Raw genomic sequence first — 25,911 nt, forward strand, 5'->3', positions numbered from 1 at the left:
ATTAGATGCAATTCTTTTGGTTGTCTTTTTTAAATAAATAATATTAATGTGTTATTTGAAAGAATAGTGACTTTGATCACTTTTTGGCGCCCACAAAATATCGGATTACCTTAGCATACTAATTATAATCATTAATTCTTATTGATAGTCACTGGTCGTCATATGCAGGAAACGCCCTCACCGGCGTCAGGCCGTGAGTGACTGGAAAGGGAAAATGTTCCATTGGGAAAAGTTATATACCGGTAGGACTCACCGGTTTGAGAGGGACGTATGGGTGACAGTTTTCAGAATGAAGTGCCGACGGCACGCGTTAACATTAAGTTGGATCTACACACCGGAGGCGTTCAGAAGAAGGTTGAACTGCCGTTAAAACTTTTGACCGTGGGTGATTTCAGTAATGGTAGAGAACAGCGACCATTATCTGAACGTGAAAAAATTGATATTAATAAAAATAATTTCAATGACGTGTTAGCAAAGTTCTCTCCAACCGTGAACCTGACTGTGGAAAATACGTTAGCGGGTGACGGTAGAAATGAAGAGATTAATCTTAATTTTAAGAATATCCGTGATTTTGAACCGGAGCAGGTAGCGCGCAATATCCCACAACTCCGTGTGCTGCTGGCAATGCGTAATTTACTGCGCGATCTGAAATCTAACTTACTTGATAACGCAGCATTTCGCCGTGAGCTGGAAATCGTCCTTAAAGATCCTGCCCTGAGTCAGGAGTTGCGTGATGAGTTGGCAACAATGATGCCAGAAGAGATTTAACGCTATACAGGGTTTCCTCCGCTTAAGCGGCTGGAATAGTAAAGGATCATTAAAGGAATATGTTGATGTCTGTTCAGGAACATACCTCTTCAGCTGCGGCCACCACCACGACGGGTGAGCGCAGTGTTTATCAGTCCCTCTTTGACAAAATTAATCTTGCTCCGGTTTCTTCATTGAAAAATGTCGATGCGTGGCAGAGTGATGAAGCGCTTTCTGATGCGGCTCCGACCGAACGGGTGACCGCCGCCATTCAGGTTTTAGTCTCATGTCTGGCAGATGCGGCTCAGCCACTGGAACGTCTGGATAAAACGCTACTTGATGACCAAATAGCGCGTCTGGACAAGCAGATTAGCGATCAGGTCAATGAAGTTATGCACCATGCCGAATTCCAAAAGCAGGAATCACTCTGGCGCGGTTTGCACTCGATGATTATGGGTATCGATTTTCTCCGTAATGTTCGCGTCGAAATGATGGATATCAGTAAAGACGCATTGCGTGATGACTTTGACGATGCACCGGAACTCATCCAGAGTGGGTTGTATCGTCATGTTTATATTGAAGAATACGATCAGCCTGGCGGTGAGCCTATCGCGGCAATGATCTCCGCGTATGAATTCGACAACAGCCCGCAAGATATTGCGCTGCTGCGTAATATTTCAGGGGTCTCAGCGGCTTGTCATATGCCGTTCATTGGCGCAGTCGGACCGAAATTCTTCCTGAAAGACAATATGGAAGACGTCGCCGCGATTAAAGATATCAACGACTATTTTGAACGTGCTGAATACATCAAGTGGAAAGCATTTCGTGATAGTGATGACTCCCGCTATATCGGGCTGACAATGCCGCGAGTACTTGGCCGCCTGCCGTATGGCCCCGATACGGTGCCGGTACGTAGTTTTAACTATGTTGAAGAGGTTAAAGGCCCCGATCACGAAAAATACCTGTGGACCAGCGCATCTTTCTCTTTTGCTGTGAACATGGTGAAAAGTTTTATCAAGAATGGCTGGTGCGTTCAGATCCGTGGCCCGCAGGCGGGTGGCGCGGTGAAAGATTTACCGATCCATTTGTACGATTTGGGTACTGGTAATCAGGTTAAGATTCCGTCTGAAGTGATGATCCCTGAAACCCGTGAATTTGAGTTTGCTAATCTTGGCTTTATTCCTCTTTCTTATTATAAGAATCGAGATTACGCCTGTTTCTTTTCTGCTAACTCGGCGCAAAAACCGGCTCAGTTTGATACCCCAGAAGCGACGGCGAACAGTCGAATTAACTCACGCCTGCCGTATATCTTCCTGCTTTCCCGCATTGCGCATTACCTGAAAATCCTGCAGCGCGAGAATATCGGTACGACAAAAGATCGCCGCCTGCTTGAGCTTGAACTCAACAACTGGTTGCGCAGTCTGGTAACCGAAATGACCGATCCTGGTGATGATTTGCAGGCTTCGCATCCGCTGCGTGATGGGCGGGTTGTCGTTGAGGATATTGAGGATAACCCAGGATTCTTCCGTGTGCGCTTGTATGCCATTCCTCACTTTCAGGTTGAGGGGATGGACGTCAGCCTGTCGTTGGTTTCACAGATGCCGAAGTCGAAATCTTAACGATATAGAGCACAGGAGGTGCGATGAAGATTTATCGTCCATTATGGAGCGAAGGGGCCTTTCTGGCCCCCCAACAGTTTCAGCAACAAACTCGCTGGGATGCGTATGTGGCTGATGTTGTTGCTCACATGTCACTTTCATCACCGTGGGGCGTCATCAGCGCGGAGTTTGATGAAAGTGCACTGGCTGTCTTTCGCTTGAATCCGGTTAATCTGGTCGTGCGTTTCCCTGACGGTACGTTAGTAGACACGAGTGTTTCAGACAACTTGCCTCCGGCGTGTGATTTATCTCATCTCACTGGCTACAACAGCGCTGATGTCGTGCTGGCATTGCCGCTGCTTTCTGCAAACGGCGGCAATTTGTCATTAGGCGGCGGTGTCAGCCGCCCATGCCGTTGGCAACAGGAGTGGTTACCCGTCCAGGACTTATCCGGCCAGGAACGGACTGACATGGCGGTATTACGGCATGCTATTACGCTGCGGTATGCCCATGATGATAACAGTGCATATCTGACCTGTCCGGTAGCTTGTCTTATACGTAATACCCAGGGGCAATGGGAGTTAGGGAGAGATTTTTTACCGCCCTCACTTTCACTCACGGCAAGCCCCTCATTAATCAATTCGCTCAGTGATTTGGTGCATCGTATCCAGGCCCGCTGTCGCCGCCTGATGGCGTTGCGCCGCGAAAGTAACGAACGAATGGCAGATTTTGCCGTAGCAGATGTGTCGCTTTTTTGGTTGCTAAATGCACTCAATAGCGCGTCTCCCGTGCTGAGTGAAATGCTGGAAAATCCCGGACGGCATCCTGAACTACTGTGGCGAGAACTGGCGCGACTGGCAGGTAGTCTCCTGACGTTTTCACTGGATCATGATGTCAATGCTGTACCGCCTTATCAGCATACCCATCCAGAGCGCGTCTTCCCGCCATTGTTTGCTCTGCTGGTGGAACTGCTGGAAGCTAGCCTGCCTTCTCGTGTTGTCTCTGTTGAACTGATACAGGAACGACAGTTCTGGTATGGCGTACTGGCCGATGCCCGATTGCGTGAAGGCGCCGATTTTTACCTTTCCGTTCGTTCGGATCTTCCTGCGCATTTACTCCTGACGCAGTTTCCGCAGCTCTGCAAAGCAGGGAGTCGAGCCGATGTGTCTGATGTCGTCAATGTGGCACTCAGCGGCGTGCCTTTAAAACCGTTGACTCATGTACCTGCGGCTATCCCGTTACGCCTGGAAAACCAATATTTTGCGCTGGAGATTGCTCATCCAGCAGCTCAGGCAATGCTGGAGGCGGGTAATTGCGCCTTCTACGTCCCAGGTACGCTGGGAGACATTCAACTAGAGCTGTTCGCGGTATTAAGGGATTAAAAGACATGAATAAGGATATCGATCAGGTTTTCTGGCCGGCCTGGCTTGCCGTAAGCCAACTACGTGGTGGCGCCGACGTAGACGATGGGGCCGCACTCTATCGGCGCGCCTGCCAGTGGGTTGATTCTGCGCGTGAAGCCTTGTGTGAAATGGGATACAGCGATCATAGCGTTGAACACATGCTGTATACGCAATGTGCATTACTGGATGAAAGCGTATTGAACCGTAATCGGCAGGACAGCGGTTACATCACCTGGCTGGCCACACCATTGCAAGCCCGCTATTTCAATACCACCAACGCCGGAGAAGAGCTTTGGGAACGTATCCGTACGGTACTTCGGGAGCCCGTTCCCGATATCGCGGTATTAACCTGTTTTTATCGTGCGGTCACGCTCGGTTTTGTTGGTCGTTATCGTGAGCAGGGAGATGAACGTCGTGAGGACGTGCTTGAAGCGCTGGCGGCTCAGGCTCTGCCTTTTAAATTAAAGCACGATGCTCCCGTGGTTATTCGGGCCTCAGGTTTTTCTGGTGGGCAGCGTCGCTGGTGGTCGGCCTGGATTTTGGGGGCGGTGACGTTAGGTGCCATGTGGCTGGTATTTTCTCACGTCCTGCAGGAGCAGGTTACTCTGCTTATAGGACAAGGTTAAGACATGATCCAGTTACGAGGGATCGTGAACTACCTGCTGGCAACCGTGTTGGCATTGTTGTTGATCTGGGGATTTAGCCCGGTAAGTACCGGTGTGCGAGGCGGCCTTAGCGTTCTGATTTTGGTGTTGGCAATTCCAGGGATCGTTTATGGCCGGCGTCGCTATAGCCAACTTGCGTCCGATCATTCGGGTATTGACGTGCCTCTACCTCCTGAAAGTTTCCACGGGCCGGTGGTACTGGTGTGTGGTGATAGTGAGCGATTGTTTGTCGCACGGGGGGCTTCTTGTGAAAGCTCACAGGGCTGGTATCTATGCGTCCAGACACCGGAACATTTTGCAGTTCTGGTTCGCCAAATAGCGGTACAACGTCCGGGTCTTCTGATGCGGGTTTCCGTTATGTTGGCGTTGACCCCGGAACAGCATAACGATGAAGACGCGCTTAAGCACATGCTGCTCAGTTGGCGGCGTGTGGTAATGCAGAGTCGGCGTTGGCTATCAGGAATACCACCGTTATGGTTGTGCTGTTGGTTGAATTATCCTGAGTGTAAAGAGACTGCGCGCTGGTTTATTCGAACGCCTCAGGATGCGGAAGTGCAGTCTGCCACGGGCTTAGACGATTTTGCCCCATTCTCTTCGGAAGAGCGTCCGGCTCGCCATTTTCACCTTACCCATGCCATATGGCTGGATAACGTATTGAATTGGCTAGAAAGCGTGCAAGGTGATGCCGGGCGTAATGTGCCGTCTCTTTTTTCGGCTTTGCGCGTGGTGTGCTTCACCTCTTTAAGCGGCAGAGAAAATAATCTGTGGCAGCAGCATATTGCCAGTCAGACAACGCTATCTCCTGCGGTGTCTTCTGAATCCGTTTTACTGCCATTTCCGGATCTGGCTTTGTCTTTTTTATCTCGTCGCCGGGCATTAACGGCATTTCAACGCACAGTAGGCGTGAGTGGCTTGCTGTGTGGTGTTTTTGTTGGTCTGGCGATGCTGTTCAGCTTTATCAATAACCAGCATCTGATCAGAATCACAAACGATCATCTGACTTTATATAGCCGTCTGACCGGCAATCCCGTCGAACCTAAAATTCAGGCTCAGGACCAACTGCGGCGTGATGTCGAGCGACTTGATCGTTGGTACCAGCGTGGTGAACCGCTTTCTCTTTCAATGGGCCTATACCAGGGTATGAGACTGATTCCTCCGCTTCGGGCGGCTATCAGTAATTGGGTGCCTCCTGCGAAACCGAAGATGGTGGCACCGCAAACCGTCCGTCTCGACAGTATGTCGCTGTTTGATACCGGCAAATGGGCCTTAAAAGCGGACTCAACAAAAATTCTCATCGCCGCACTGGTCAATATCAAAGCCAAACCGGGCTGGCTGATTGTTGTCGTCGGACATACCGATGATGTGGGCGATGAGAAATCAAATCAGCAACTTTCCCTCAAACGCGCGGAGTCCGTTCGTGACTGGATGCGTGACACTGGCGACGTACATGAGAGCTGCTTTGCCGTTCAGGGCTACGGTGAATCGCGCCCCAATAAATCGAACCATACGCCGGAAGGTCGGGCAGCCAACCGTCGTGTAGAAATCAGCCTGGTGCCGCAGGCTGATGCCTGTCGGATGCCGGGTATGAAGGAACCGTCACCGGAAGGCGGTGACGCATTAGCGAAGTAAAAAATGGAGAAAGAATTATGGCTATTCCAGTCTACTTATGGCTGAAGGACGACGGCGGCGCGGACATCAAAGGTTCTGTTGACGTGAAAGACCGTGAGGGGAGTATCGAAGTGGTGGCTCAGGAACATAACCTGTACATCCCTACCGATAATAACACCGGTAAGCTGACCGGGACGCGTATTCATACGCCGTTCATGTTCACCAAGGAGATCGATGCCTCCAGCCCGTATCTGTACAAGGCTGTTACCACGGGTCAAACCCTGCGCCAGGCGGAATTTAAATGGTATCGCATTAATGATGCGGGCCAGGAAGTGGAGTACTTCAACACCACTCTGCATAACGTCAAAGTCGTGAAAGTTAATCCAGTGATGCACGACACCAAAGACCCTGCCAAGGAGAAGCACAACCACCTGGAGCAGCTTGAATTGCGCTACGAGAAAATCGTCTGGACGTACAAGGATGGCAATATCATCCATTCAGACGCCTGGAACGAGCGTACCACCGCGTAATACCCAAACGGATGAGGATTTCCTCATCCGTTTTTTTTTGCTCTCTGCTGAGCGCTTGGAAAGCACGTTCAGCAGAGAGTGACAACGTCAATATTACCTTATGGGCATTGGATTACGGCCAGGGGCGGTAGCGTGTCTGGATACAGGGAGTCAGGAAGCAAATGGAACATCAGTCAGCAGTGTTATTACGGCGCCTCAACCCTTACTGCGCGCAGGCTCTTGAAGCTGCGGCATCGTTATGTCAAACGCGAGCGCATGCAGAAATTACACCTGAGCATTGGTTACTGAAGTTACTGGAGCAAGGGGAGGGCGATATTACGGTAATCGCTCGGCGCTATGAATGGGATATTGATAATCTCTGGCAGTCGTTGCTGGCACATCTTGATGTCCAGTCTCGTTCCGTTAAAAGCCGTCCGCAGCTGTCAGAACCGCTTATTTCTTTAATGCAACAGGCCTGGCTATGTGCCGCGACGGATGAAAATTCGCAAATACGCGGCGTACATCTGCTGATGGCGCTGGTGGGAAAGCCTTCGCTACTGAAGTGTGATGGTTTGTGGCCGCTTCTGAGCGCCGGGCATACCCAACTGGAACGGCTCCTGCCGTTACTAAATGCCCAGTCGGATGAGCGTCCGGAAAGACAGCAAGAAGCCGCTCTGGCGCAGGTTTCCCCAGATGACGAAGTGCGTCCTGGCCTGGCTCAGTCGACGTTGTCGCCAGCATTACAAGGTGTACTGGATAAATTTACCCTGGATGTGACCGCGAAAGCGCGTGCCGGCGATATCGACCCGGTATTTGGTCGCGATAATGAAATTCGCCAGATGGTGGATGTATTGTCACGTCGGCGGAAAAATAATCCGATTCTGGTCGGTGAGCCAGGAGTGGGTAAGACCGCGCTGGTAGAAGGTCTGGCGCTTCGCATTACTGAAGGTAACGTACCGGATAGCCTGAAATCGGTGACGCTGCGCACCCTGGATCTTGGCCTGCTTCAGGCGGGAGCGGGAGTGAAGGGCGAGTTTGAACAGCGGTTGAAAAACATTATTGATGCCGTGCAGCAGTCCCCAATGCCAGTTTTGCTGTTTATCGATGAAGCTCACACCATCATTGGTGCCGGTAATCAGGCGGGGGGCGCGGATGCGGCTAATCTGCTCAAACCGGCCCTGGCCAGAGGGGAGCTGCGAACCATCGCGGCGACCACCTGGAGCGAATATAAACAATATTTTGAGCGTGATGCTGCGCTGGAACGGCGCTTTCAAATGGTAAAAGTGGATGAACCGGATGATGAAACGGCTTGTCTGATGCTGCGTGGTTTGAAATCGCGCTATGCAGAACACCACGGCGTGCATATCACCGATGAAGCGGTCAAAACCGCCGTTACGCTCTCTCGCCGTTATCTTACGGGAAGACAATTGCCGGACAAAGCCGTTGATCTGTTAGATACCGCAGGTGCCAGGGTACGGATGAGCCTTGATACTGTTCCTGAGCCCCTCACGCGTTTGAAGTCAGAGATCACTGCGCTTGAAATGGAAAAACAGGGACTACTTGAAGATATCGCCGTAGGCACTGGTCAACATGCTGAACGACTGGCGGCAATTGAACAGCAGGAAAACCGTCTGCTGGTCGAACTTGATGAACGCGAAACCCAGTATGGTCAGGAAATGGCCCTCACTGAGCAGCTTATTGACTGCCGTCGTGATATTTCTCGCCAGGCAGAAACGACTGAATTGCAGCACAAGCTTAATGCACTTCAGCAGGATACTCCTTTGCTGTTCCCGGATGTGGATGCGCGTACCGTTGCCACGGTGATTGCCGACTGGACAGGCGTTCCTCTCTCCTCATTAATGAAGGACTCTCAGGCCGACTTGCTGACGCTCGAAACCCAAATGGGTAAACGCGTTGTTGGTCAGGAGTATGCGCTGAACGCTATTGCGCAACGTTTGCGGGCATCAAAAACGGGTCTTACGCCGGAAAACGGCCCGCAGGGTGTGTTTCTGCTTACCGGGCCAAGCGGAACCGGCAAAACAGAGACGGCACTGGCGCTGGCCGACATCCTCTTTGGCGGTGAAAAATCGCTGATTACCATTAATCTGTCTGAATATCAGGAACCGCATACCGTGAGCCAGCTCAAAGGCTCACCTCCGGGATACGTAGGGTATGGTCAGGGCGGAGTTCTGACGGAAGCTGTGCGAAAGCGCCCCTATAGCGTGGTGCTGCTGGATGAAGTAGAAAAAGCACATCGCGACGTCATGAACCTGTTCTATCAGGTGTTCGATCGTGGCTTTATGCGCGATGGCGAAGGGCGTGAAATTGATTTTCGTAACACCGTTATTTTGATGACCTCCAATTTGGGCGGCGACTCTATTATGCAAATGCTGAATGAACAGCCGGAAGCAACAGAGTCTGAGTTGCACGAACAGCTGCGTCCACTTTTGCGCGATCATTTCCAGCCAGCCTTGTTGGCGCGCTTCCAGACCATTATCTACCATCCGCTCAGTGAGCCGGCGTTACGTACGATTGTACAGATGAAACTGGATCAGGTTAGCCAGCGATTACTGCGTCACTACGGTATCACCACAACGATATCCGAGAACCTTTTTGATGCCCTGACCGCCGCTTGCCTGCTGCCGGATACGGGGGCGAGGAACATTGACAGTCTGCTGAATCAACAAATATTGCCTGTGCTCAGCCAGCAGTTGTTAACGTATCTTGCCCGGCAGCAAAAACCACAGCAGCTTACCTTGGGCTGGAGTGATGAAGGGGGCATTGAGCTCATATTAGATCCCGAATGAGAAAATAAAGTCCAGTGATAAGCATATCGCTGGGCTTTATTTTGTGCTGTGTCGTACCTTTTTCTAAAGGACTAAATATGGATAGTGCAAAAGATATAGCAAAAGATATGCTCGATGCGATTAATGTTGATCATTCTGGTTTTTTAGGTGCTCTGGCAAAAGGATTTATATCATTCCCAGTGAGCATGGGGTATCTGGCCTATGATTTTCTGGATACAGAACATCGTTGGAATAATCAGAATGATACATACAGATTTGCGTTACTTATTAAGAGAGTAACATTCAATAAGGAGTTGATAGGTAAAGTTATTGGGGTTTTTATTGATGATTTTGCTTCCAGAGTAAATCTTGTTTTAATGGCGGAGAGGGTTTCCGGGAATATTGCAGGGAAAGTGTTATTTTCTAAATTAACTGGCATTAATCTTGGTATTCTGATCTCAGAAAGATTGGTCGCTGCGTTTTTTTCAGGTGCTGCTATAGGTACAATTCTTGCAGTGGGGGCGGAGGTATCCAGAGCAATCTATACATCCCGCTATCTTGCCGAAAGAAATCCGTCTCACTATCAAAAGCTAAGAGATCGGGGGGATTTGGATCTTCTTTATTTCCTTGTTGAGGATATTGTGAAACCCTTTGAGAAAGCGATTGATATTAGTAATGCAAATATAGATTGTTTTAATGAGGTTTGCCAATGTTTTCTGGATGGTCTGGGAAGTTTAGAAATATAACTATATATTTAATGTATTTTTGTATATTCGCAGTAGGTGATATTTTATGCACTATGGGTATCGGTTTTTCTATTTGGTTCTTTTTTATTTCTGAAGATAATTATCGATATTTCTGGGGTGCGGTAAGCATTTCATTGATTTTTTTAGGGTATGTTTTGATGCGGCTTTTCTGGCCTCACGTGCGTAGTCATTGGGATGATTATCTATAACGATTTAATTTAACACGAAGGGCGTTGCTTGTCAGTTATCGATATGCGTTTGATAAATGATGTTCTGATTATTTATCGGGGTATGGCGAGCAGTAATTTTCTGATGAATTATAAAGCGCATTTTTTCAACTGATTTTGACGTCGGGCTATTAAACGGAGTTAACCCTATGAATTTGGAACCAGCAACACCAGAAGCCTCGCTTAATCGCTATAGTCTGACTATTTCCTCATGTCCGTATAAATTAGACGTGGAGCGTTTTGAGGGGCTGGAGCAGGTAAGCGTCCGCTACCATTATTCGATTTATTTCACCTGCACCAGCCCTAAACTGACCGCCGATATGTTCCTGAACCAGCCGGTGTTACTGACGATGAAAGGCGGGGAATTACTCAGTGCCCGGCCGGTGAAGTTTGTGCACGGCGTGGTCACCCACTTCCGGCGTCTGGCGGGGTCGCGGGACCAGGTCAGCCACGAAATCATCGTGGAGCCTTATCTCTCCCTGCTGGATAAACAGTTCCGCACGCACCGTTTCTTCGTGAATAAATCGGTCCCGGAGGTGGTGGGCGAAATCCTGCAGGAGCACGCGCTGCGCGGCTGGGAGTATGAGTTCACGCTGACGCAGAGTTATCCGAAGCGTGAACAGATAAATCAGTATCAGGAGAGTGACCTGGCGTTTATCGAGCGTCTGCTGGCGGAAGTGGGGATATTTTACTTCTTCACACTGCAGCCGGATACGCGCACGGAAGTGGTGCATTTTGCGGACAGGCAGAGTGCGTATGAGTTTGACAAACGGCTGGCGCTGGACAGTCCGTCAGGGATGAGCGACAGCGGGGCAGACTCCGTCTGGAGTCTGAACATCCGGTATCAGGTGGCACCTGCGGGGGTGACAGCGAAAGATTACAACCACCGTGAAGCGCAGAAAGTGCTGCAGTCGGCAAGGGCGGATATCACCAGTGGCGAGGGTGAAGAGATGCGCTATGGCGAGGTGTATCACTACAAACCGCGTCATCTGGAGGCGGGGGATGCATCCGACCCGGCCCCGGAGACGGCGAACTTCTGGGCGCGGCTGGACCATGAGCGTTTTCTGGCGGAGCAGACGCTGATAACGGGTGTGAGTACGGATGCAGGGCTGCGTCCGGGGCAGGTGCTGACGGTAACGGACAGCAGCGTGCCGTCGACGCTGCCGGGCGTGCTGCAGCAGCCGGTGGTGGTCATCCGCACCGGTTTCAGCGGCAGCAGGAAGGAGGCGCTGAAGGTGACGCTGGCGGGTGTGCCGTACAGTGAGACGCAGTGCTGGCGCCCGGCGCTGAAGCCGAGGCCGAAGGTGAGCGGCACGCTGACGGCGCGGGTCAGCAGCCCGAAGAGCGGGGATATGTATGCTCACCAGACGGCGGAAGGGTTGTACCGGGTGAAGTTCGACGCAGACCAGGACAGCAAACAGCAGGGCTATGAGAGCATGCTGCTGCGCCTTGCCAAACCCTACGGCGGCGACACCTACGGTATTCACTTCCCGCTGATACAGGGTACGGAGGTGGCGGTGGCGTTCCACGAGGGAGACCCGGACCGACCGTATATCGCCCACGCGCTGCATGACTCGCGGCACCCGGACCACGTGACGGACGCAAACAACACGCGCAACGTCATCCGCACGCCGGCGAACAACAAGCTGCGTATGGAGGATAAACGGGGCGAGGAGCACATCAAGCTCAGCACCGAGTACGGCGGGAAGACGCAACTGAACCTTGGGCATAACGTGGATGCACAGCGTGCGTTGCGGGGAGAAGGGGCCGAGCTGCGCACAGACGACTGGGTGGCGGTACGCGGCGGAAAAGGGGTCTTAATTAGTGCGTATAACCAGCCGCAGGCCCAGGGAGAGATGTTGGACATGCGTGCTGCAATTGCTGAGCTGCAAAATGCACTCGAACTGGTTACAGCGTTAGCGAGTAGTGCCAAAGTATCCGGTTCACTTGATGCCGATATCGCTTCACAGCAGGAACTGACGAAAACACTGGCGCAATTAAAAGGAGCGGGTTTGTTACTGAATGCCCCTGCTGGTATAGGTGTGGCCACACCCAAAAATATACAGCTCACCACGGGCCATTCTTTAACTGTCACAACGGGAGAAAATGCAGATCTGACGTTGTTTAAACGTCTGACCGTTGCCGCCGGAGACGCAATCAGTCTGTTTGCCCAAAAAATGGGTATGAAAATTTTTGCCGCCAGAGGAATGATCGATATTCAGGCACAAACTGATGCCATGCGATTGCAGTCAGATAAAACGATGAATATTAATAGCGTTAATGGTGAAGTTGTTTTAAACGCCCAGCAGGGGATTACACTCACCAGTACTGGCGGAGCGTATATAAAAATCAAAGATGGATCCATCGAGCTTGGCGCGCCGGGGAGTCTTAAGCTAAAAAGTCTTGATATCCAGTGGGGCGGAGTAGGCATTCTGGAAAAAGCGCTTAAGCCGATGAGTGTTTCTGACCCGCAATACAAATACCCTATGAATGGTGCTTTTCAGATCGTTGATAAAGGGGATGGGAAGCCTAAACCGTACATTAAATATCGTATTGAAACTGAAAGTGGTGAAACTATTCGTGGTGTGACTGATGAGAATGGATATACCCAATCTCATTATGGCCTTGAACCCCAGACTATGAAGTTATTCCTTGAATAAAACCAGGTTGGTATCATGAGCGAGACATCCACATTACCCGTAGCAGAGAATCAGTTAAGTAAAAAAGAAAATAACACCGTACAGATATCACATGAATCATGTGATATCTATTATTGTACCGAAAATCAGGAGTTACTATTCTTAACGACGGCAGCAGCGAAAAACCTTGATGAGCATGCCAGTGAAATAATGACGGCAGTTGATGAATTTCATCAGGCTAACGAGGGATATTCTAAAGCTGTTGAGGAGTTTGGCGTATTAAATTCAAAAATAGAGGAAAGTGCCGCCCTTACTGACAAAGAGAATAATATTGCTAGTCAAGAAGCTAATTTAACTGGCAAAAGAGATGCTATACAAAAAGTAATTGGTAAGTTTGAATCTGAAGGTGCTGGTTATGATGATGTGGTTGAGCTCATCCCTATCTCTCGAAAAAATGGTGGTGCTGGCACTAAGAAACGCTATGCTTTTGCTAAAAAAGGATATGTTGATAATTTGGGAGCAGGAGTCAGACATAAAGTAAAGTTTAAACAATCGGATGCGGATAGTATCCTAAAAAGAGAAAATGGTAATATAACAGGAATATCAGTTTCTAAATTAAAAAAGCAGATTAAAGATCTGGAGTTCGAAAATAAAGGTGTAAACCTTTTTGATCCAATTGACAAGAAATTAATAGATGAGACGTTAACGGGCTGGGCAGAAAGCTGGAATAACAGTTTGGTTTCGCATAAAGAAATTGGCCAGTTTATCGATTTTTCAGCTGGTGCGCAGTTCATGCGCTGCACGTCTAATTTGGCGGCTTCTGCGGAATGGGATCCATCAACCGGAGAATTGGCTATCAAAGGTGAGTTTAAGGCCACGCTTTCTCTGGCTTCTGGCATTGTTGAAACGACATTTTATCTTCCGGATCGCGTCGGCTGGAGCCTGACATTTCAGCCTGAAAATCGAACTGAACCATTAAAAATGGGAATGCTCAGAGTCTATCTGAAAACCTCACTTATTGGCTTTGTGGGCGCCTCTGCCCAGGCTGAAGCGCAATTGCAGATTACCACCTATGGCGGTAAGCAAATGATTATGGGTAACAGCGCCGGGCGTCTACCGAGATTTAGTGAACGGCATGTGAACGGTGCAACCTTCCATAAGGCCAGAGAGGAAAACGAAGATGGTGCCAAAGTTAGCGCAGAAGCTTTTGGCGGCGCGCGCGCAGAACTAAAGCTTGCAGGTGGAGTACAGTGGTTGCAGCCGCCGGAACTAACCGTACGCCAGGGCAAGACCGGAGACGATGCCAAAGAAGCTAACGAGTTCGCCGATTTTTGTACCTTTACTGAAAGCCTGGTCGGAATGGCCGGCGCCGGAATTGGTGGTACTTTTCAGTGTGATTTTGTTAACGGTAAGTTTTGCTTCAAAATCGCGGCCAGCCTCTGTGTCGGACTCGGGGCAAAAGGCAGTTTTGAAGCTGAAGTGGATTTCGACAAATTTTATGAATTTTCAAAATGGCTCATTTATCAGTTGTATGGATTAGACTACGCCTTTTTCGAAATAATGGCACAGAAAGCTTTTGAGGCATTTACCCAGGTTAGTGTTTTATTACTTTCAGATATGGAGGAGTCAATAGCTAAAGGGCTAAGGAGTTCACAAGAAACGCTAATCACAATTGGTAAAGAATTTAATAGCCTGGTGAATAGTATTGAATCCGCCTTTGATGAATCGGAAAGACGAAATCAGTTGGCAACAAAAATCATTAATAATCCTGATTTAATTCTGATGCGTACCCCTGAGGCCAAAGGAATATTACTCTACCTGCTTACCCGCCACGGTACCTCAGACCATTTTGATTTTGATAATCGCGGTGATTATTTTATCGATATTTATCAGGAGCGCAAACAAGCGATTATTGTTGTTTTACAATCCATTCAGACGCAGCGGGAATGGTTCCAGATATTTAGCCGATTTAATACCAGTGGGAGTGGTATGGCAGAGGGGAACTCTGCCTTAAAATATATGGTGGCGCAAAATTCAATGAACGCGGTAAGGCGTTTTCTGCAGGAAGGTTTCGATAAAGACCGTGAAATGGATCTTATCTATAAGAGATTAAGAACGACGCCTGCCTGGGGGTATGCCCTGACGATGAACAATACCACTGCGTATCGCTTAACGACGGCGGATAACCCCTTTTATCCACGTATGGGAACATTTTCACCGCTGTCTGGCGCAAATTCTGAGGAATGGTCATGAAGATAAAGTATCCGTTATTACTCCTGTGCCTGGCAGTCAGCGCGATGGCTGGCTGCGATCAAAACCCCACCTCAGTCACCCCCCGGCACAGTGCGGAAGACCAGGCCCGGCTGCAGACGTTTGTGGCGCAGATAAAGTCAGAGCTGGTATTTGTGGAAGGCGGTGAATACCTGATGGGGGATTTTGGCGAAGAGTATGGTGTAGAAAGGCTGCAGTACGACGGGCGTAAAGACAGCAAGCCTTTGCACCGGGTGGAGTTAAGCAGCTATTCGCTGAGTAAGTTCAAAGCCAGCAACCAGCAGTACCAGTTTTATCTGGCCTGGAATGGCCTGAATGGCCGAGAGGTTAAGGGGCGTTTAAACGGGAGGGACTGGAATGACAGGAAACGGATCCCGGATACGCCAGCCCGCGTGGACTGGCATGAAGCGGAGCGGTACTGCGCGTGGCTCGGGGAGGTGACGGGCCTGCCGTTCTCGCTACCAACGGAGGCGCAATGGGAATACGTGGCGCGTAGCCGGGGTAAATATGTGGTGGCGCCCACCGACGATGGCACGATACGTATAGAAAATCGCAGGGGCATCAATATTGCCACTGAGCTGGATGCTGAAGAGTATGCAAAAAAGGCAGGCCTGACCCTCAAGTGGCTATCCCCGCTTCCCCGGGATTTCCGTCCCCCCAATCCACTGGGGATTTACGACATGGCCGGAAACGGCTGGGAATGGATGAAGGACTGGTATGACCCGGAATACTACAGCCATTCGCCGGTAAAAGACCCGCAGGGTCCGGAGCAGCCGGTATTTAAAGACCGGGACGGGTACTACACGCGGGTGCTGCGCAGCCAGGACTTCTCGGGACCGGGGCGCGGGCTGACCATGGTGCGCTATAAGGCTGACCCGGACAGTAGGCGTTACTCTCCTGACGACAAAGCTGTGCGCTGCGCCGTTAACCACCCAAGTCCGGTGAAATGAGGGCTGTGATAATGAAAAACGACAGGTTGTGGCTGTGTGCCATTGTGATGGTCGCAGCATCTGGCTGCGATCAAAAGCCCGCCTTAGTCACCCCCCGGCACAGTGCGGAAGACCAGGCCCGGCTGCAGACGTTTGTGGCGCAGATAGAGTCAGAGCTGGTATTTGTGGAAGGCGGTGAATACCTGATGGGGGATTTTGGCGAAGAGTATGGCGTGGAAAGACTGCAGTACGACGGGCGTAAAGACAGCAAGCCTTTGCACCGGGTGGAGTTAAGCAGCTATTCGCTGAGTAAGTTCAAAGCCAGCAACCAGCAGTACCAGTTTTATCTGGCCTGGAATGGCCTGAAGGGCCGAGAGGTTAAGGGGCGTTTAAACGGGAGGGACTGGAATGACAGGAAACGGATCCCGGATACGCCAGCCCGCGTGGACTGGCACGAAGCGGAGCGGTACTGCGCATGGCTGGGGGAGGTGACGGGCCTGCCGTTCTCGTTGCCGACGGAGGCACAATGGGAATATGCGGCGCGTAGCCGGGGTAAATATGTGGTGGCGCCCACCGACGATGGCACAATACGTATTGAAGGTCAGAAAGGTATCAATGTAGCCACCGCCACGGACCGGGAAATTTATGCCCGTCAAAGCGAAAGCTCTTTAGATATTGCTTCCTCCCTTCCCCGGGATTTCCGTCCCCCCAATCCGCTGGGGATATACGACATGGCCGGAAACGGCTGGGAATGGATGAAGGACTGGTATGACCCGGAATACTACAGCCATTCGCCGGTAAAAGACCCGCAGGGCCCGGAGCAGCCGGTATTCAAAGACCGGGACGGGTACTACACGCGGGTGCTGCGCAGCCAGGACTTCTCGGGACCGGGGCGCGGGCTGACGATGGTGCGCTATAAGGCTGACCCGGACAGTAGGCGTTACTCTCCTGACGACAAAGCTGTGCGCTGCGCCGTTAACCATCCGAGTCCGGTGAAGTGAGGGCTGTGATAATGAAAAACGACAGGTTGTGGCTGTGTGCCATTGTGATGGTCGTAGCATCTGGCTGCGATCAAAACCCCACCTCAGTCACCCCCCGGCACAGTGCGGAAGACCAGGCCCGGCTGCAGGCGTTTGTGGCGCAGATAAAGTCAGAGCTGGTATTTGTGGAAGGCGGTGAATACCTGATGGGGGATTTTGGCGAGGAATATGGTGTGGAAAGGCTGCAGTACGACGGGCGTAAAGACAGCAAGCCTTTACACCAGGTGGAGTTAAGCAGCTATTCGCTGAGTAAGTTCAAAGCCAGCAACCAGCAGTACCAGTATTATCTGGCCTGGAATGGCCTGAAGGGCCGAGAGGTTAAGGGGCGTTTAAACGGGAGGGACTGGAATGACAGGAAACGGATCCCGGATACGCCAGCCCGCGTGGACTGGCACGAAGCGGAACGGTACTGCGCGTGGCTGGGAGAAATGACGGGCCTGCCGTTCTCGTTGCCGACGGAGGCGCAGTGGGAATACGCGGCGCGTAGCCGGGGTAAATATGTGGTGGCGCCCACCGACGATGGCACAATACGTATTGAAGGTCAGAAAGGTATCAATGTAGCCACCGCCACGGACCGGGAAATTTATGCCCGTCAAAGCGAAAGCTCTTTAGATATTGCTTCCTCCCTTCCCCGGGATTTCCGTCCCCCCAATCCGCTGGGGATATACGACATGGCCGGAAACGGCTGGGAATGGATGAAGGACTGGTATGACCCGGAATACTACAGCCATTCGCCGGTAAAAGACCCGCAGGGTCCGGAGCAGCCGGTATTCAAAGACCCGGACGGGTACTACACGCGGGTGCTGCGCAGCCAGGACTACTCAGGGCCGGGGCGCGGGCTGACCATGGTGCGCTATAAAACCGATCCGGGAAATAAAGGCTATCCACCAACCGACAAAACCGTGCGCTGCGCCGTTAACCACCCGAGTCCGGTGAAGTGAGGTGATCATCCGTTTTTACAGGCATTATACATCTGAATAATCAAGGAAAAGATTATGAGTGAATCAGATAAGCCAGCAGCAGATCATAAACTAAGTAAAGTTGAATCGAATGTAAAAGTTGTGATTGTCAAATCTTGCCAATGTTATTTCAGGATTGAAAAATTACAATTAATCTTTATTGATGAAGCGGATGCCAGCGCGTTTGAGGACGCAATGAGCAAGCTGAGCAATCTGGTAAACACACATCATATTGCAAAGAAAAAATATTCAAACACTATTGAAAAATATGGTGTGCAGTTAAAGGATACTGCCAATAAGGACCGATTGCCTGAACTGGAAAAGGAAATTTCAAAGGCCGAAGGTGAGCTACAAACAGCAACTAAAAATCTACAACAGGAGTTAGGCGAGTTCAGGGAAGAAAGCGGATACAAACCCATAATTGAGCTAATACCCATTGAAGATGTTAAAAAAAGGCATTTGGTCGATTTTATTCCTATATAAAAGAAGAAGATTATAAGAAGTTTGAAGAAAAATTCACAGTGATTTCCGTGGATGATTTTAGTGGTGATAAGATTTTCACCAAAGATAAAGACAATAATATCATTGGTATTGATATAAAATCTTTATCAGAGAAATTGAAAGCGGCCAGGGTAAAGATCAAACAAATGATGGATCGCACAATGATTGTTAGTGCCAACATCAAGTATGAAGATACATTAACTGAGTGGGCTTCTGTGTGGAATGATAAAGCCTATAATAAAACAGGGGAGCATATTGATGTTTCTGCGGGTGCTCAATTTATGCGCCTGACAGCGAATGCTTCCACTTTTAATAGCTGGAACCCTGATACTGGACAAGCACAAATCAAAGGTGAGGCTCAGGCTGAACTCACGGTTTTTTCCGGGAAAGTTAATTCTACTATTTATGTTCCAGACCGAACCGGCTGGCCGCTTAAATTTATGATTAATGATACGGATGAAGCCAATATTGGTGTGCTGAGGGCAAAGATAGACGGGGAGTTAACAGGGTATGTTGGCGCGTCGGCTAAGGTAGAAGCTAACCTACAGTTTGTGACACATAATAATAAACAGTTATTAATGGGTAATCGCACCAAAAGTTCGACATTTGCAGAACGAAAAGAAGGTGTAAAAGTTAAAGGTAATAAAGGCAAAGCAAAAAAGGGGCTGGAAGTAAAAGCTGAAGCCTTTGGTGGTGCTAAAGTCGGCGCAAGTTTAGGGGGAACATTACAGTGGCTGAAGCCCTTTACTTCACTGGTTGCGGAAATCCCGGCCATGTTAAGAAAATTAGGTCTTGATCCTGAATTAATGCTTGAATCCGCAGCAATGGCAAAATTAATTCAACACAGAAAAGAGAATGATAAAAAGAAAGACGATCATTTGGGAACATTTCAGGATTTTGGTTCACTTAAAGTCGGTGGCGAAGTTCAGTTAGGTGCTGGGGCCAGCGGTGAATTTAGGGTTCGCTTTGTTAAAGGACGATTCAGGTTTCATATTCATGGCAGTTTGTGTTTGGGCCCCGGCGCGAAGGGATTTGTGGAGGGCGAAATTACGCCTGAACTGTTTATGGAGTTCGCAGTATGGGTTATCTATCAACTCTATGGTATGGATTATAAGCACTGGGTGATTATTGAGGAAGATGCATTTAAGGCTTTGGGATATATTTTGTTGATGGACCAGGAGAAAAAATACCAAGAGTATTATGATAAAGTCCAAGCTGACTTTGATGATGTTCTCAAAGATTTCTCTGGGTTTGTTAAGAAAACATTTGCAGAAATTATGACAGCAAGAGACCAGTCGGCAAAACGCAATAAATTTGCGTCTGAAATTAATAGCAACCCTGGCAATGTATATCTTTATTCACCAGAGGCAAAAGGGTCTGCCCTGTATATCCTGACCTTAGACGGTGCGTACGATCGCATTGATATCAATAACCAGGGGGATGGCTTCATCCCGGATACCAACCATGAACGAAAAAAAGCGGTATTATTTATTTTGTCCAGTATTCAAACTAAACGGGAGTGGAAAAAGGTATTGACGCGCATCACAGCAACGGGAACGGTGTATCCGGGGAATGAGGATGCGGTTGTTAAAATGGCACAAAAGAATATCCGGATATTCTTGCAGACGGGCATTGATAGTGATGACGAGTTGGATAACATCATCGATAAACTAGAACTACGTGATTTCGATGAGCTTGTGTCGCGTTTAAAGAAAAAACCAACCTACGGCTATTCTTTTTCTCCCAACTGCAGTAAGCAATATAAGCTGCATTGTGATGATAATCCATTTTATAGCTCACTGTGTCATTTTGTACCGGTTGAACCACAGTATCAGCAAAAGTGGGAGAATAACGATTAATGGAAAATAACCGAATCTATAAATATAGCCTGGCGCTACTGCTGTTGCTGAGCGGTTGCGATAAACCGGAACCGGCGGTGCGGGATAACGCGGAATTAGCACAATACCTGCAACGCATCACCGGCGATCTGGTTTTTATTCCGGGCGGCACGTTCTGGATGGGGGATTTTTGCTCCCGCACGTATGGCGAGGGGGCACGCTGCTCTTCGGAAAAAGATACCAAACCGCTGCATGAGGTGACGCTGAGCAGCTATTCCATCGGTCGTTTCAAGGTGACCCATGAGGATTACGCTTTTTATCTGAAAATGGCGGGATTACCGGAGTTACGTTACAAAGATCAATACGATAATAAAACGCTGGCGGATATGAACCATTTTAAAAACAGTCCGGCGGTGGTGTCATGGAGCGAGGCCGACAGCTACTGCCGCTGGCTGAAAAAGGAGACGGGGCTGCCGTTTTCCCTGCCGACGGAAGCGCAGTGGGAGTACGCGGCGCGTGACCGGGGCCAGTATATTCTGGTGGCAACGGATGACGGCGACTGGCGTGAGGATGAGAAAACCGGGCGCGGTGAAAACTACGGTACCAGCCAGGACCGCCAGGCAACGGAAGAGGCCACCGGGGTGGAAAGTTTATTCGTGCGTTATGCCGTCGATCGTTATCCGCCGACTCCCGGCGGGCTGTACGGCATGTCAGAGAACGGCTACGAGTGGGTGAGCGACTGGTATGACCCGGACTATTACGCGAAATCCCCGCGCCAGGATCCACAGGGACCGGAAAAGGGTGTCATCCTGGATGACGATAATGGGCAATATATGAAGGTCCGGCGTGGAGGTTATCGTCCTTCTCCCGGGTTTGATGTGGGCCTGACCTTTTTCCGCGGCTATGCCATCAAGGACAAGCCTTATCCCGATGGTACCACCGTACGCTGTGCGGTGAACGCTGCGGAGGCGATGAAATGACGGTCGGAAAATATAGCCTGGTGCTGGTGCTGCTGCTGAGCGGTTGCGATAAACCGGAACCGGCGGTGCGGGATAACGCGGAATTAGCACAATACCTGCAACGCATCACCGGCGATCTGGTTTTTATTCCGGGTGGCACGTTCTGGATGGGGGATTTTTGCTCCCGCACGCATGGCGAGGGGCGCGCTGTTCTTCGGAAAAAGATACCAAATCGCTGCATGAGGTGACGCTGAGCAGCTATTCCATCGGTCGTTTCAAGGTGACCCATGAGGATTACGCTTTTTATCTGAAAATGGCGGGGTTACCTGCCCAGCAGTTTGATAAAGAATGGCGGAATAAAATGCTGGCGGATATGACTCATTTTAAAAATAGTCCGGCCGTGGTGTCATGGACCCAGGCTGACAGCTACTGCCGCTGGCTGAAAAAGGAGACGGGGCTGGCGTTTTCCCTGCCGACGGAAGCGCAGTGGGAGTACGCGGCGCGTGACCGGGGTCAGTATATTCTGGTGGCAACGGATGACGGCGACTGGCATGAGGATGAGATAACCGGGCGCGGTGAAAACTACGCCACCGGCGAGGACCGCCAGGCAACGGAAGAGTCCACCGGGGTGGACAGTTCCTTCGTGCGTTATGCCGTCGATCGTTATCCGCCGACCCCCGGCGGGCTGTACGGCATGTCAGAGAACGGCTACGAGTGGGTGAGCGACTGGTATGACCCGGACTATTACGCGAAATCCCCGCACCGGGATCCGCAGGGTCCGAAAAAACCGGTCATCAAAAATAAAAAAACTGGGCAATACCTGAAGGTCCGCCGTGGAGGTGACAATCCTTCTCCCGGGTTTGATGTAGGCCTGACCTTTTTCCGCGGCTATGCCATTAAGGATAACTATTTTCCCGATGGTACCACCGTACGCTGTGCGGTGAACGCTGCGGAGGCGGTGAAATGACAGTCGGAAAATATAGCCTGGCGCTACTGCTGTTGCTGAGCGGTTGCGATAAACCGGAACCGGCGGTACGGGATAACGCGGAATTAGCACAATACCTGCAACGCATTACCGGCGATCTGGTTTTTATTCCGGGCGGCACGTTCTGGATGGGAGATTTTTGCTCCCGCACGCATGGCGAGGGCGCGCGCTGCTCTTCGGAAAAAGATACCAAGCCGCTGCATGAGGTGACGCTGAGCAGCTATTCCATCGGTCATTTCAAGGTGACCCATGAGGATTACGCTTTTTATCTGAAAATAGCGGGGTTTCCGGAGTTACGTTACAAAGATCAATACGATAATAAAACGCTGGCGGATATGAACCATTTTAAAAACAGTCCGGCGGTGGTGTTATGGCACGAGGCCGACAGCTACTGCCGCTGGCTGAAAAAGGAGACAGGGCTGCCGTTTTCCCTGCCGACGGAAGCGCAGTGGGAGTACGCGGCGCGTGACCGGGGTCAGTATATTCTGGTGGCAACGGATGACGGCGACTGGCGTGAGGATGAAAAAACCGGTCGCGGTGAAAACTACGGTACCAGCGAGGACCGCCAGGCAACGGAAGAGGCCACCGGGGTGGACAGTTCCTTCGTGCGTTATGCTGTCGATCGTTATCCGCCGACCCCCGGCGGGCTGTACGGCATGTCAGAGAACGGCTACGAGTGGGTGAGCGACTGGTACGACCCGGACTATTACGCGAAATCCCCGCGCCAGGATCCGCAGGGTCCGGAGAAGGGCGTCATCCTGGATGAAGATAATGGGCAATACATGAAGGTCCGCCGCGGAGGTGACAATCCTTCTCCCGGGTTTGATGTGGGTCTCACCTTTTTCCGCGGCTATGCCATTAAGGACAAGCCTTATCCCGATGGCACCACCGTACGCTGCGGAGGCGGTGAAATAAGCGTTTAGTATTATTTATTAATTGAGAAGGAATAAATATGAATCAGAATGTTTCTACGTCATCAAACGGGCCTTGTACTTTAATTTCTTTAAAGAAACGATTATTGGATTTAAATGAAGTTCAAGATGTTCCATTCGTTATACAGGAAGATAAGGATGATATTGTTGTCATTTGTAATTATGTTGACGCTAACTGGTCTAATATTTATGACGCTGGTGGCCTGAAAGAAAGTTTTCAGATTAAGCTTGTATTTGATGATGTTGGTAAGCAGGTTAGCTATCAGGAAAAATCAACCAGTAGTGAATGGGAGGCAGGACCGGGGAAGGTTGGTTTTAAAAAAGAATTTCAGTTAGGACGGAGGAAGGAATTCAAATTTGGTGGTGCCTGGGGGCTAAAAGAGAATGGTGGATTTGGGAAGATTTATAGTTACGACTTTGAATCATCCAGTGTAACAGCTCCTTTGTTTAATGTCATAAAAGAATCTGGTTGGCGTGTTAAGTCAACTTTTTCTGCTGGAAAGAAAAGAACAGCGAAATGGAAAGTTTTTTCCTGTCTGGCATTTGTCGCTATTCTAACAATATCTATTCTCTCCTTCATATTTTTTATGACGACTGGTGTTAAGGAGGCGGCAAGATCTGAAATAGATTTGTTACGTGATAATTCATATATCTTAGCCTATGCGCAAACTGCTAGTGAGATGCGTGAGGAGATTACAAGTGAAGGTTTTAAGTTGGCAATGAAATCTTATAATTTTGAAAGCATAGAGGATTATAGTTTTAATAATATTTCTGTCGAAGGTGATAGAGGTGTACTTTCAGGAAGTGTTACGTTTAAAAACGGTAATATACGTGATATTACCGTCATAATGATTCAGGAAGCTAGCATGTGGAAGATGCTATCTATTGATATCAGCTAGTATTCACAAAAATAAGGGGTAGAGTATGCTTGGAGTTATTCGTATGACGGATAAAACAACGCACGGTGGGATTGTTCTTGAAGGCAGCACTGGTGTTCTATTTATGGGGTTACCTGTTTCGTGCATGATGGATAAAGTATTCTGTCCCGTACATGGTAAAACGATAATTATCGAAGGTGATATAGGTTCCCGGATTAATGGTAAACCTATTGCGCTTCATGGTCATCGTTGTGGGTGTGGTTGTACATTAATTTCATCATTACCTATTGCGGGAAGAATGTGATATATGCCAATCGAGCTTAAGAAGATCCCAGAGAAAACCGAGTTACCAGTCCCTCCAGATAAATTTCGTTGGTTAATTACTATACTTCTCTGTGTTTTTTTTGGAGCAATATTAGTATTCTCATTTTGGCGTGAAAATGAATCTACACATACAATCTGGTTTTGGTTTTGCTCTCTTTTTGTTCCTTTTTTGATTGGTTTTATGGGTTATATTTTTCAATTGCGACGTTATGAGAATGAACGCGATCGTGTCATTTGGTGGAATCACTTACATCAGCAACAATACGATGAGCAGGTTGCTTTAGGAAAATTAGCTATGGGGGTGTTGGCAACAGCATATATTACGCCAGTCGCCAGAAATAAACTGGCAGCAGCGCTTTTACAAGGGGGGAGTGAGCTTCAACCATTTTTTTACCCTCAATACCAGAGGATGTTAAGTACTGCACTAATCTCCCCACAACTTAGAGATGTGAGTGAGGACGGTTATCTGCTACGCATGGAAAAATTACTAACGGATATTATCCGACAGTTACAACCTGAATTAGAGAAGTTTTCTGGGAATCTCCATATCCGTATTCAACATGATGGTACGCTGAAGAATGAAACGATTAATACTGTTTGGCGTCGAGTTTGTTTATCATCTTTCGATGACCAAAATCTGACTATCTGTGCAGAAAGTGACGGAATAATGTGGATTGATAAGTGTCTGGATTGTCAGGAGTCGATATTAATTCTTTCTATTGAGATTAATTTGTTCCTTGAACCACGAGACCAGCAGGTCGAATCGGTATCTGCTATATTGTTGGCCTCAACAGCTTGGTTAACTCAACATCATATAACGCCGCAGTCATGGATACATCGTCCGGTAGTTATGGGCGAGTCTGTGGAATCAGTAACAACCTTGAGTTTATGGGGAAATATAACGACAGATCTGCCGTGGTTTTTTTGGCGTAGCCAGATACAAAGCGAAACATTGGCGCTGGCACTCCAGTTAATGGAACAATCTGGATATATGTTATCGAAAAAAGGAGATTTCGTGTTGGATGATACATTCGGCAGGCTGAACTCGGTAGTTGGGAATGTCATTTTAATATGTGCTAGTGAGCATGCTGTTAAATCAAATATGGCACAATGGCTATTAATTAATGATAAAACCCCGCATATGCTTATTGTTCATCCGGTATAACCTGGGTGAAGGAGGATGATGTGAGAAATAATAAGCGTATGAATACGTGGTTTATTGTTATGCTGATAATAATTTTAGGGGGATTTTTCATCTGGGTAGAAAACCCATTGATTCACATTCCGACCATGGAGAAAAAACAAAATGCGTCGCTGGTAGTGGCTGGAATATGTATCACAATATTGCTTTTTGATGATGCAATTGT

General features: G+C 49.2%; 22 protein-coding genes. All 22 read left to right on the plus strand.

Going from position 1 to position 25,911, the window contains the following annotated elements; translation table 11 throughout:
* Nucleotides 1–270: 270 nt before the first annotated feature.
* The gene (tssB, locus tag QNN86_RS19190) at nucleotides 271–768 is read left to right on the plus strand and encodes a type VI secretion system contractile sheath small subunit (protein ID WP_181617911.1); all 498 of its coding nucleotides are present in this window, start codon (nucleotides 271–273) and stop codon (nucleotides 766–768) included.
* Between the two features lie 65 nt (nucleotides 769–833).
* On the plus strand, nucleotides 834–2,366 hold the full coding sequence (tssC, locus tag QNN86_RS19195; RefSeq protein ID WP_414212204.1) for a type VI secretion system contractile sheath large subunit: 1,533 nt from the start codon (nucleotides 834–836) through the stop codon (nucleotides 2,364–2,366).
* A 23-nt stretch (nucleotides 2,367–2,389) separates the two neighbouring features.
* Nucleotides 2,390–3,727, plus strand: a complete 1,338-nt coding sequence (tssK, locus tag QNN86_RS19200) for a type VI secretion system baseplate subunit TssK (RefSeq protein WP_414212206.1) — start codon at nucleotides 2,390–2,392, stop codon at nucleotides 3,725–3,727.
* A 5-nt stretch (nucleotides 3,728–3,732) separates the two neighbouring features.
* Nucleotides 3,733–4,374: a type VI secretion system protein TssL, short form gene (gene tssL / locus QNN86_RS19205; protein ID WP_414212208.1), complete on the plus strand. Its 642-nt coding sequence runs from the start codon at nucleotides 3,733–3,735 to the stop codon at nucleotides 4,372–4,374.
* Nucleotides 4,375–4,377: 3 nt separating this feature from the next.
* Nucleotides 4,378–6,042: an OmpA family protein gene (locus QNN86_RS19210; RefSeq protein ID WP_414212210.1), complete on the plus strand. Its 1,665-nt coding sequence runs from the start codon at nucleotides 4,378–4,380 to the stop codon at nucleotides 6,040–6,042.
* Between the two features lie 17 nt (nucleotides 6,043–6,059).
* A complete protein-coding gene (gene tssD / locus QNN86_RS19215; RefSeq protein WP_182270977.1) occupies nucleotides 6,060–6,551 on the plus strand; it encodes a type VI secretion system tube protein TssD in 492 nt (163 codons plus the stop codon).
* 161 nt (nucleotides 6,552–6,712) lie between these two features.
* Entirely contained in the window at nucleotides 6,713–9,337 is a 2,625-nt protein-coding gene (gene tssH / locus QNN86_RS19220) for a type VI secretion system ATPase TssH (RefSeq protein ID WP_414212212.1), read from the plus strand.
* Nucleotides 9,338–9,414: 77 nt separating this feature from the next.
* Complete coding sequence (locus tag QNN86_RS19225; protein WP_414212214.1) at nucleotides 9,415–10,062, plus strand: hypothetical protein; 648 nt, start codon at nucleotides 9,415–9,417, stop codon at nucleotides 10,060–10,062.
* Between the two features lie 376 nt (nucleotides 10,063–10,438).
* On the plus strand, nucleotides 10,439–12,949 hold the full coding sequence (locus QNN86_RS19230) for a type VI secretion system Vgr family protein (protein ID WP_414212216.1): 2,511 nt from the start codon (nucleotides 10,439–10,441) through the stop codon (nucleotides 12,947–12,949).
* Between the two features lie 15 nt (nucleotides 12,950–12,964).
* Entirely contained in the window at nucleotides 12,965–15,181 is a 2,217-nt protein-coding gene (locus tag QNN86_RS19235; RefSeq protein WP_414212218.1) for an ATPase, read from the plus strand.
* On the plus strand, nucleotides 15,178–16,149 hold the full coding sequence (locus tag QNN86_RS19240) for a formylglycine-generating enzyme family protein (protein ID WP_279277670.1): 972 nt from the start codon (nucleotides 15,178–15,180) through the stop codon (nucleotides 16,147–16,149). The genes QNN86_RS19235 and QNN86_RS19240 overlap by 4 nt, the downstream gene beginning before the upstream one ends.
* 11 nt (nucleotides 16,150–16,160) lie before the next feature.
* Entirely contained in the window at nucleotides 16,161–17,129 is a 969-nt protein-coding gene (locus tag QNN86_RS19245) for a formylglycine-generating enzyme family protein (protein ID WP_279277671.1), read from the plus strand.
* Nucleotides 17,130–17,140: 11 nt separating this feature from the next.
* Nucleotides 17,141–18,109 (plus strand): formylglycine-generating enzyme family protein, encoded by a 969-nt coding sequence (locus QNN86_RS19250; RefSeq protein WP_279277672.1) that lies wholly within the window; start codon nucleotides 17,141–17,143, stop codon nucleotides 18,107–18,109.
* Nucleotides 18,110–18,163: 54 nt separating this feature from the next.
* Entirely contained in the window at nucleotides 18,164–18,610 is a 447-nt protein-coding gene (locus QNN86_RS19255; protein ID WP_279277673.1) for a hypothetical protein, read from the plus strand.
* 38 nt (nucleotides 18,611–18,648) lie between these two features.
* A complete protein-coding gene (locus QNN86_RS19260; protein ID WP_279277674.1) occupies nucleotides 18,649–20,487 on the plus strand; it encodes a hypothetical protein in 1,839 nt (612 codons plus the stop codon).
* Nucleotides 20,487–21,446 (plus strand): formylglycine-generating enzyme family protein, encoded by a 960-nt coding sequence (locus QNN86_RS19265; RefSeq protein WP_279277675.1) that lies wholly within the window; start codon nucleotides 20,487–20,489, stop codon nucleotides 21,444–21,446. Before QNN86_RS19260 ends, QNN86_RS19265 begins: the two co-directional genes overlap by 1 nt.
* Nucleotides 21,443–21,673 carry a hypothetical protein gene (locus QNN86_RS19270; protein ID WP_279277676.1) on the plus strand — a complete coding sequence of 77 codons (231 nt, stop codon included), beginning with the start codon at nucleotides 21,443–21,445 and terminating at the stop codon, nucleotides 21,671–21,673. The genes QNN86_RS19265 and QNN86_RS19270 overlap by 4 nt, the downstream gene beginning before the upstream one ends.
* Nucleotides 21,604–22,392 carry a formylglycine-generating enzyme family protein gene (locus QNN86_RS19275; protein ID WP_279277677.1) on the plus strand — a complete coding sequence of 263 codons (789 nt, stop codon included), beginning with the start codon at nucleotides 21,604–21,606 and terminating at the stop codon, nucleotides 22,390–22,392. The genes QNN86_RS19270 and QNN86_RS19275 overlap by 70 nt, the downstream gene beginning before the upstream one ends.
* On the plus strand, nucleotides 22,389–23,333 hold the full coding sequence (locus QNN86_RS19280; protein WP_414212223.1) for a formylglycine-generating enzyme family protein: 945 nt from the start codon (nucleotides 22,389–22,391) through the stop codon (nucleotides 23,331–23,333). The genes QNN86_RS19275 and QNN86_RS19280 overlap by 4 nt, the downstream gene beginning before the upstream one ends.
* A gap of 29 nt (nucleotides 23,334–23,362) precedes the next feature.
* Entirely contained in the window at nucleotides 23,363–24,241 is an 879-nt protein-coding gene (locus QNN86_RS19285) for a hypothetical protein (protein WP_414212225.1), read from the plus strand.
* Between the two features lie 25 nt (nucleotides 24,242–24,266).
* A complete protein-coding gene (locus QNN86_RS19290; protein ID WP_137399239.1) occupies nucleotides 24,267–24,524 on the plus strand; it encodes a PAAR domain-containing protein in 258 nt (85 codons plus the stop codon).
* A 3-nt stretch (nucleotides 24,525–24,527) separates the two neighbouring features.
* The gene (locus QNN86_RS19295; RefSeq protein WP_279277680.1) at nucleotides 24,528–25,709 is read left to right on the plus strand and encodes a hypothetical protein; all 1,182 of its coding nucleotides are present in this window, start codon (nucleotides 24,528–24,530) and stop codon (nucleotides 25,707–25,709) included.
* Nucleotides 25,710–25,911 lie beyond the last annotated feature (202 nt).

This window comes from Citrobacter sp. C348, assembly GCF_047467975.1.
Classification (GTDB): Bacteria; Pseudomonadota; Gammaproteobacteria; order Enterobacterales; family Enterobacteriaceae; genus Citrobacter; species Citrobacter gillenii.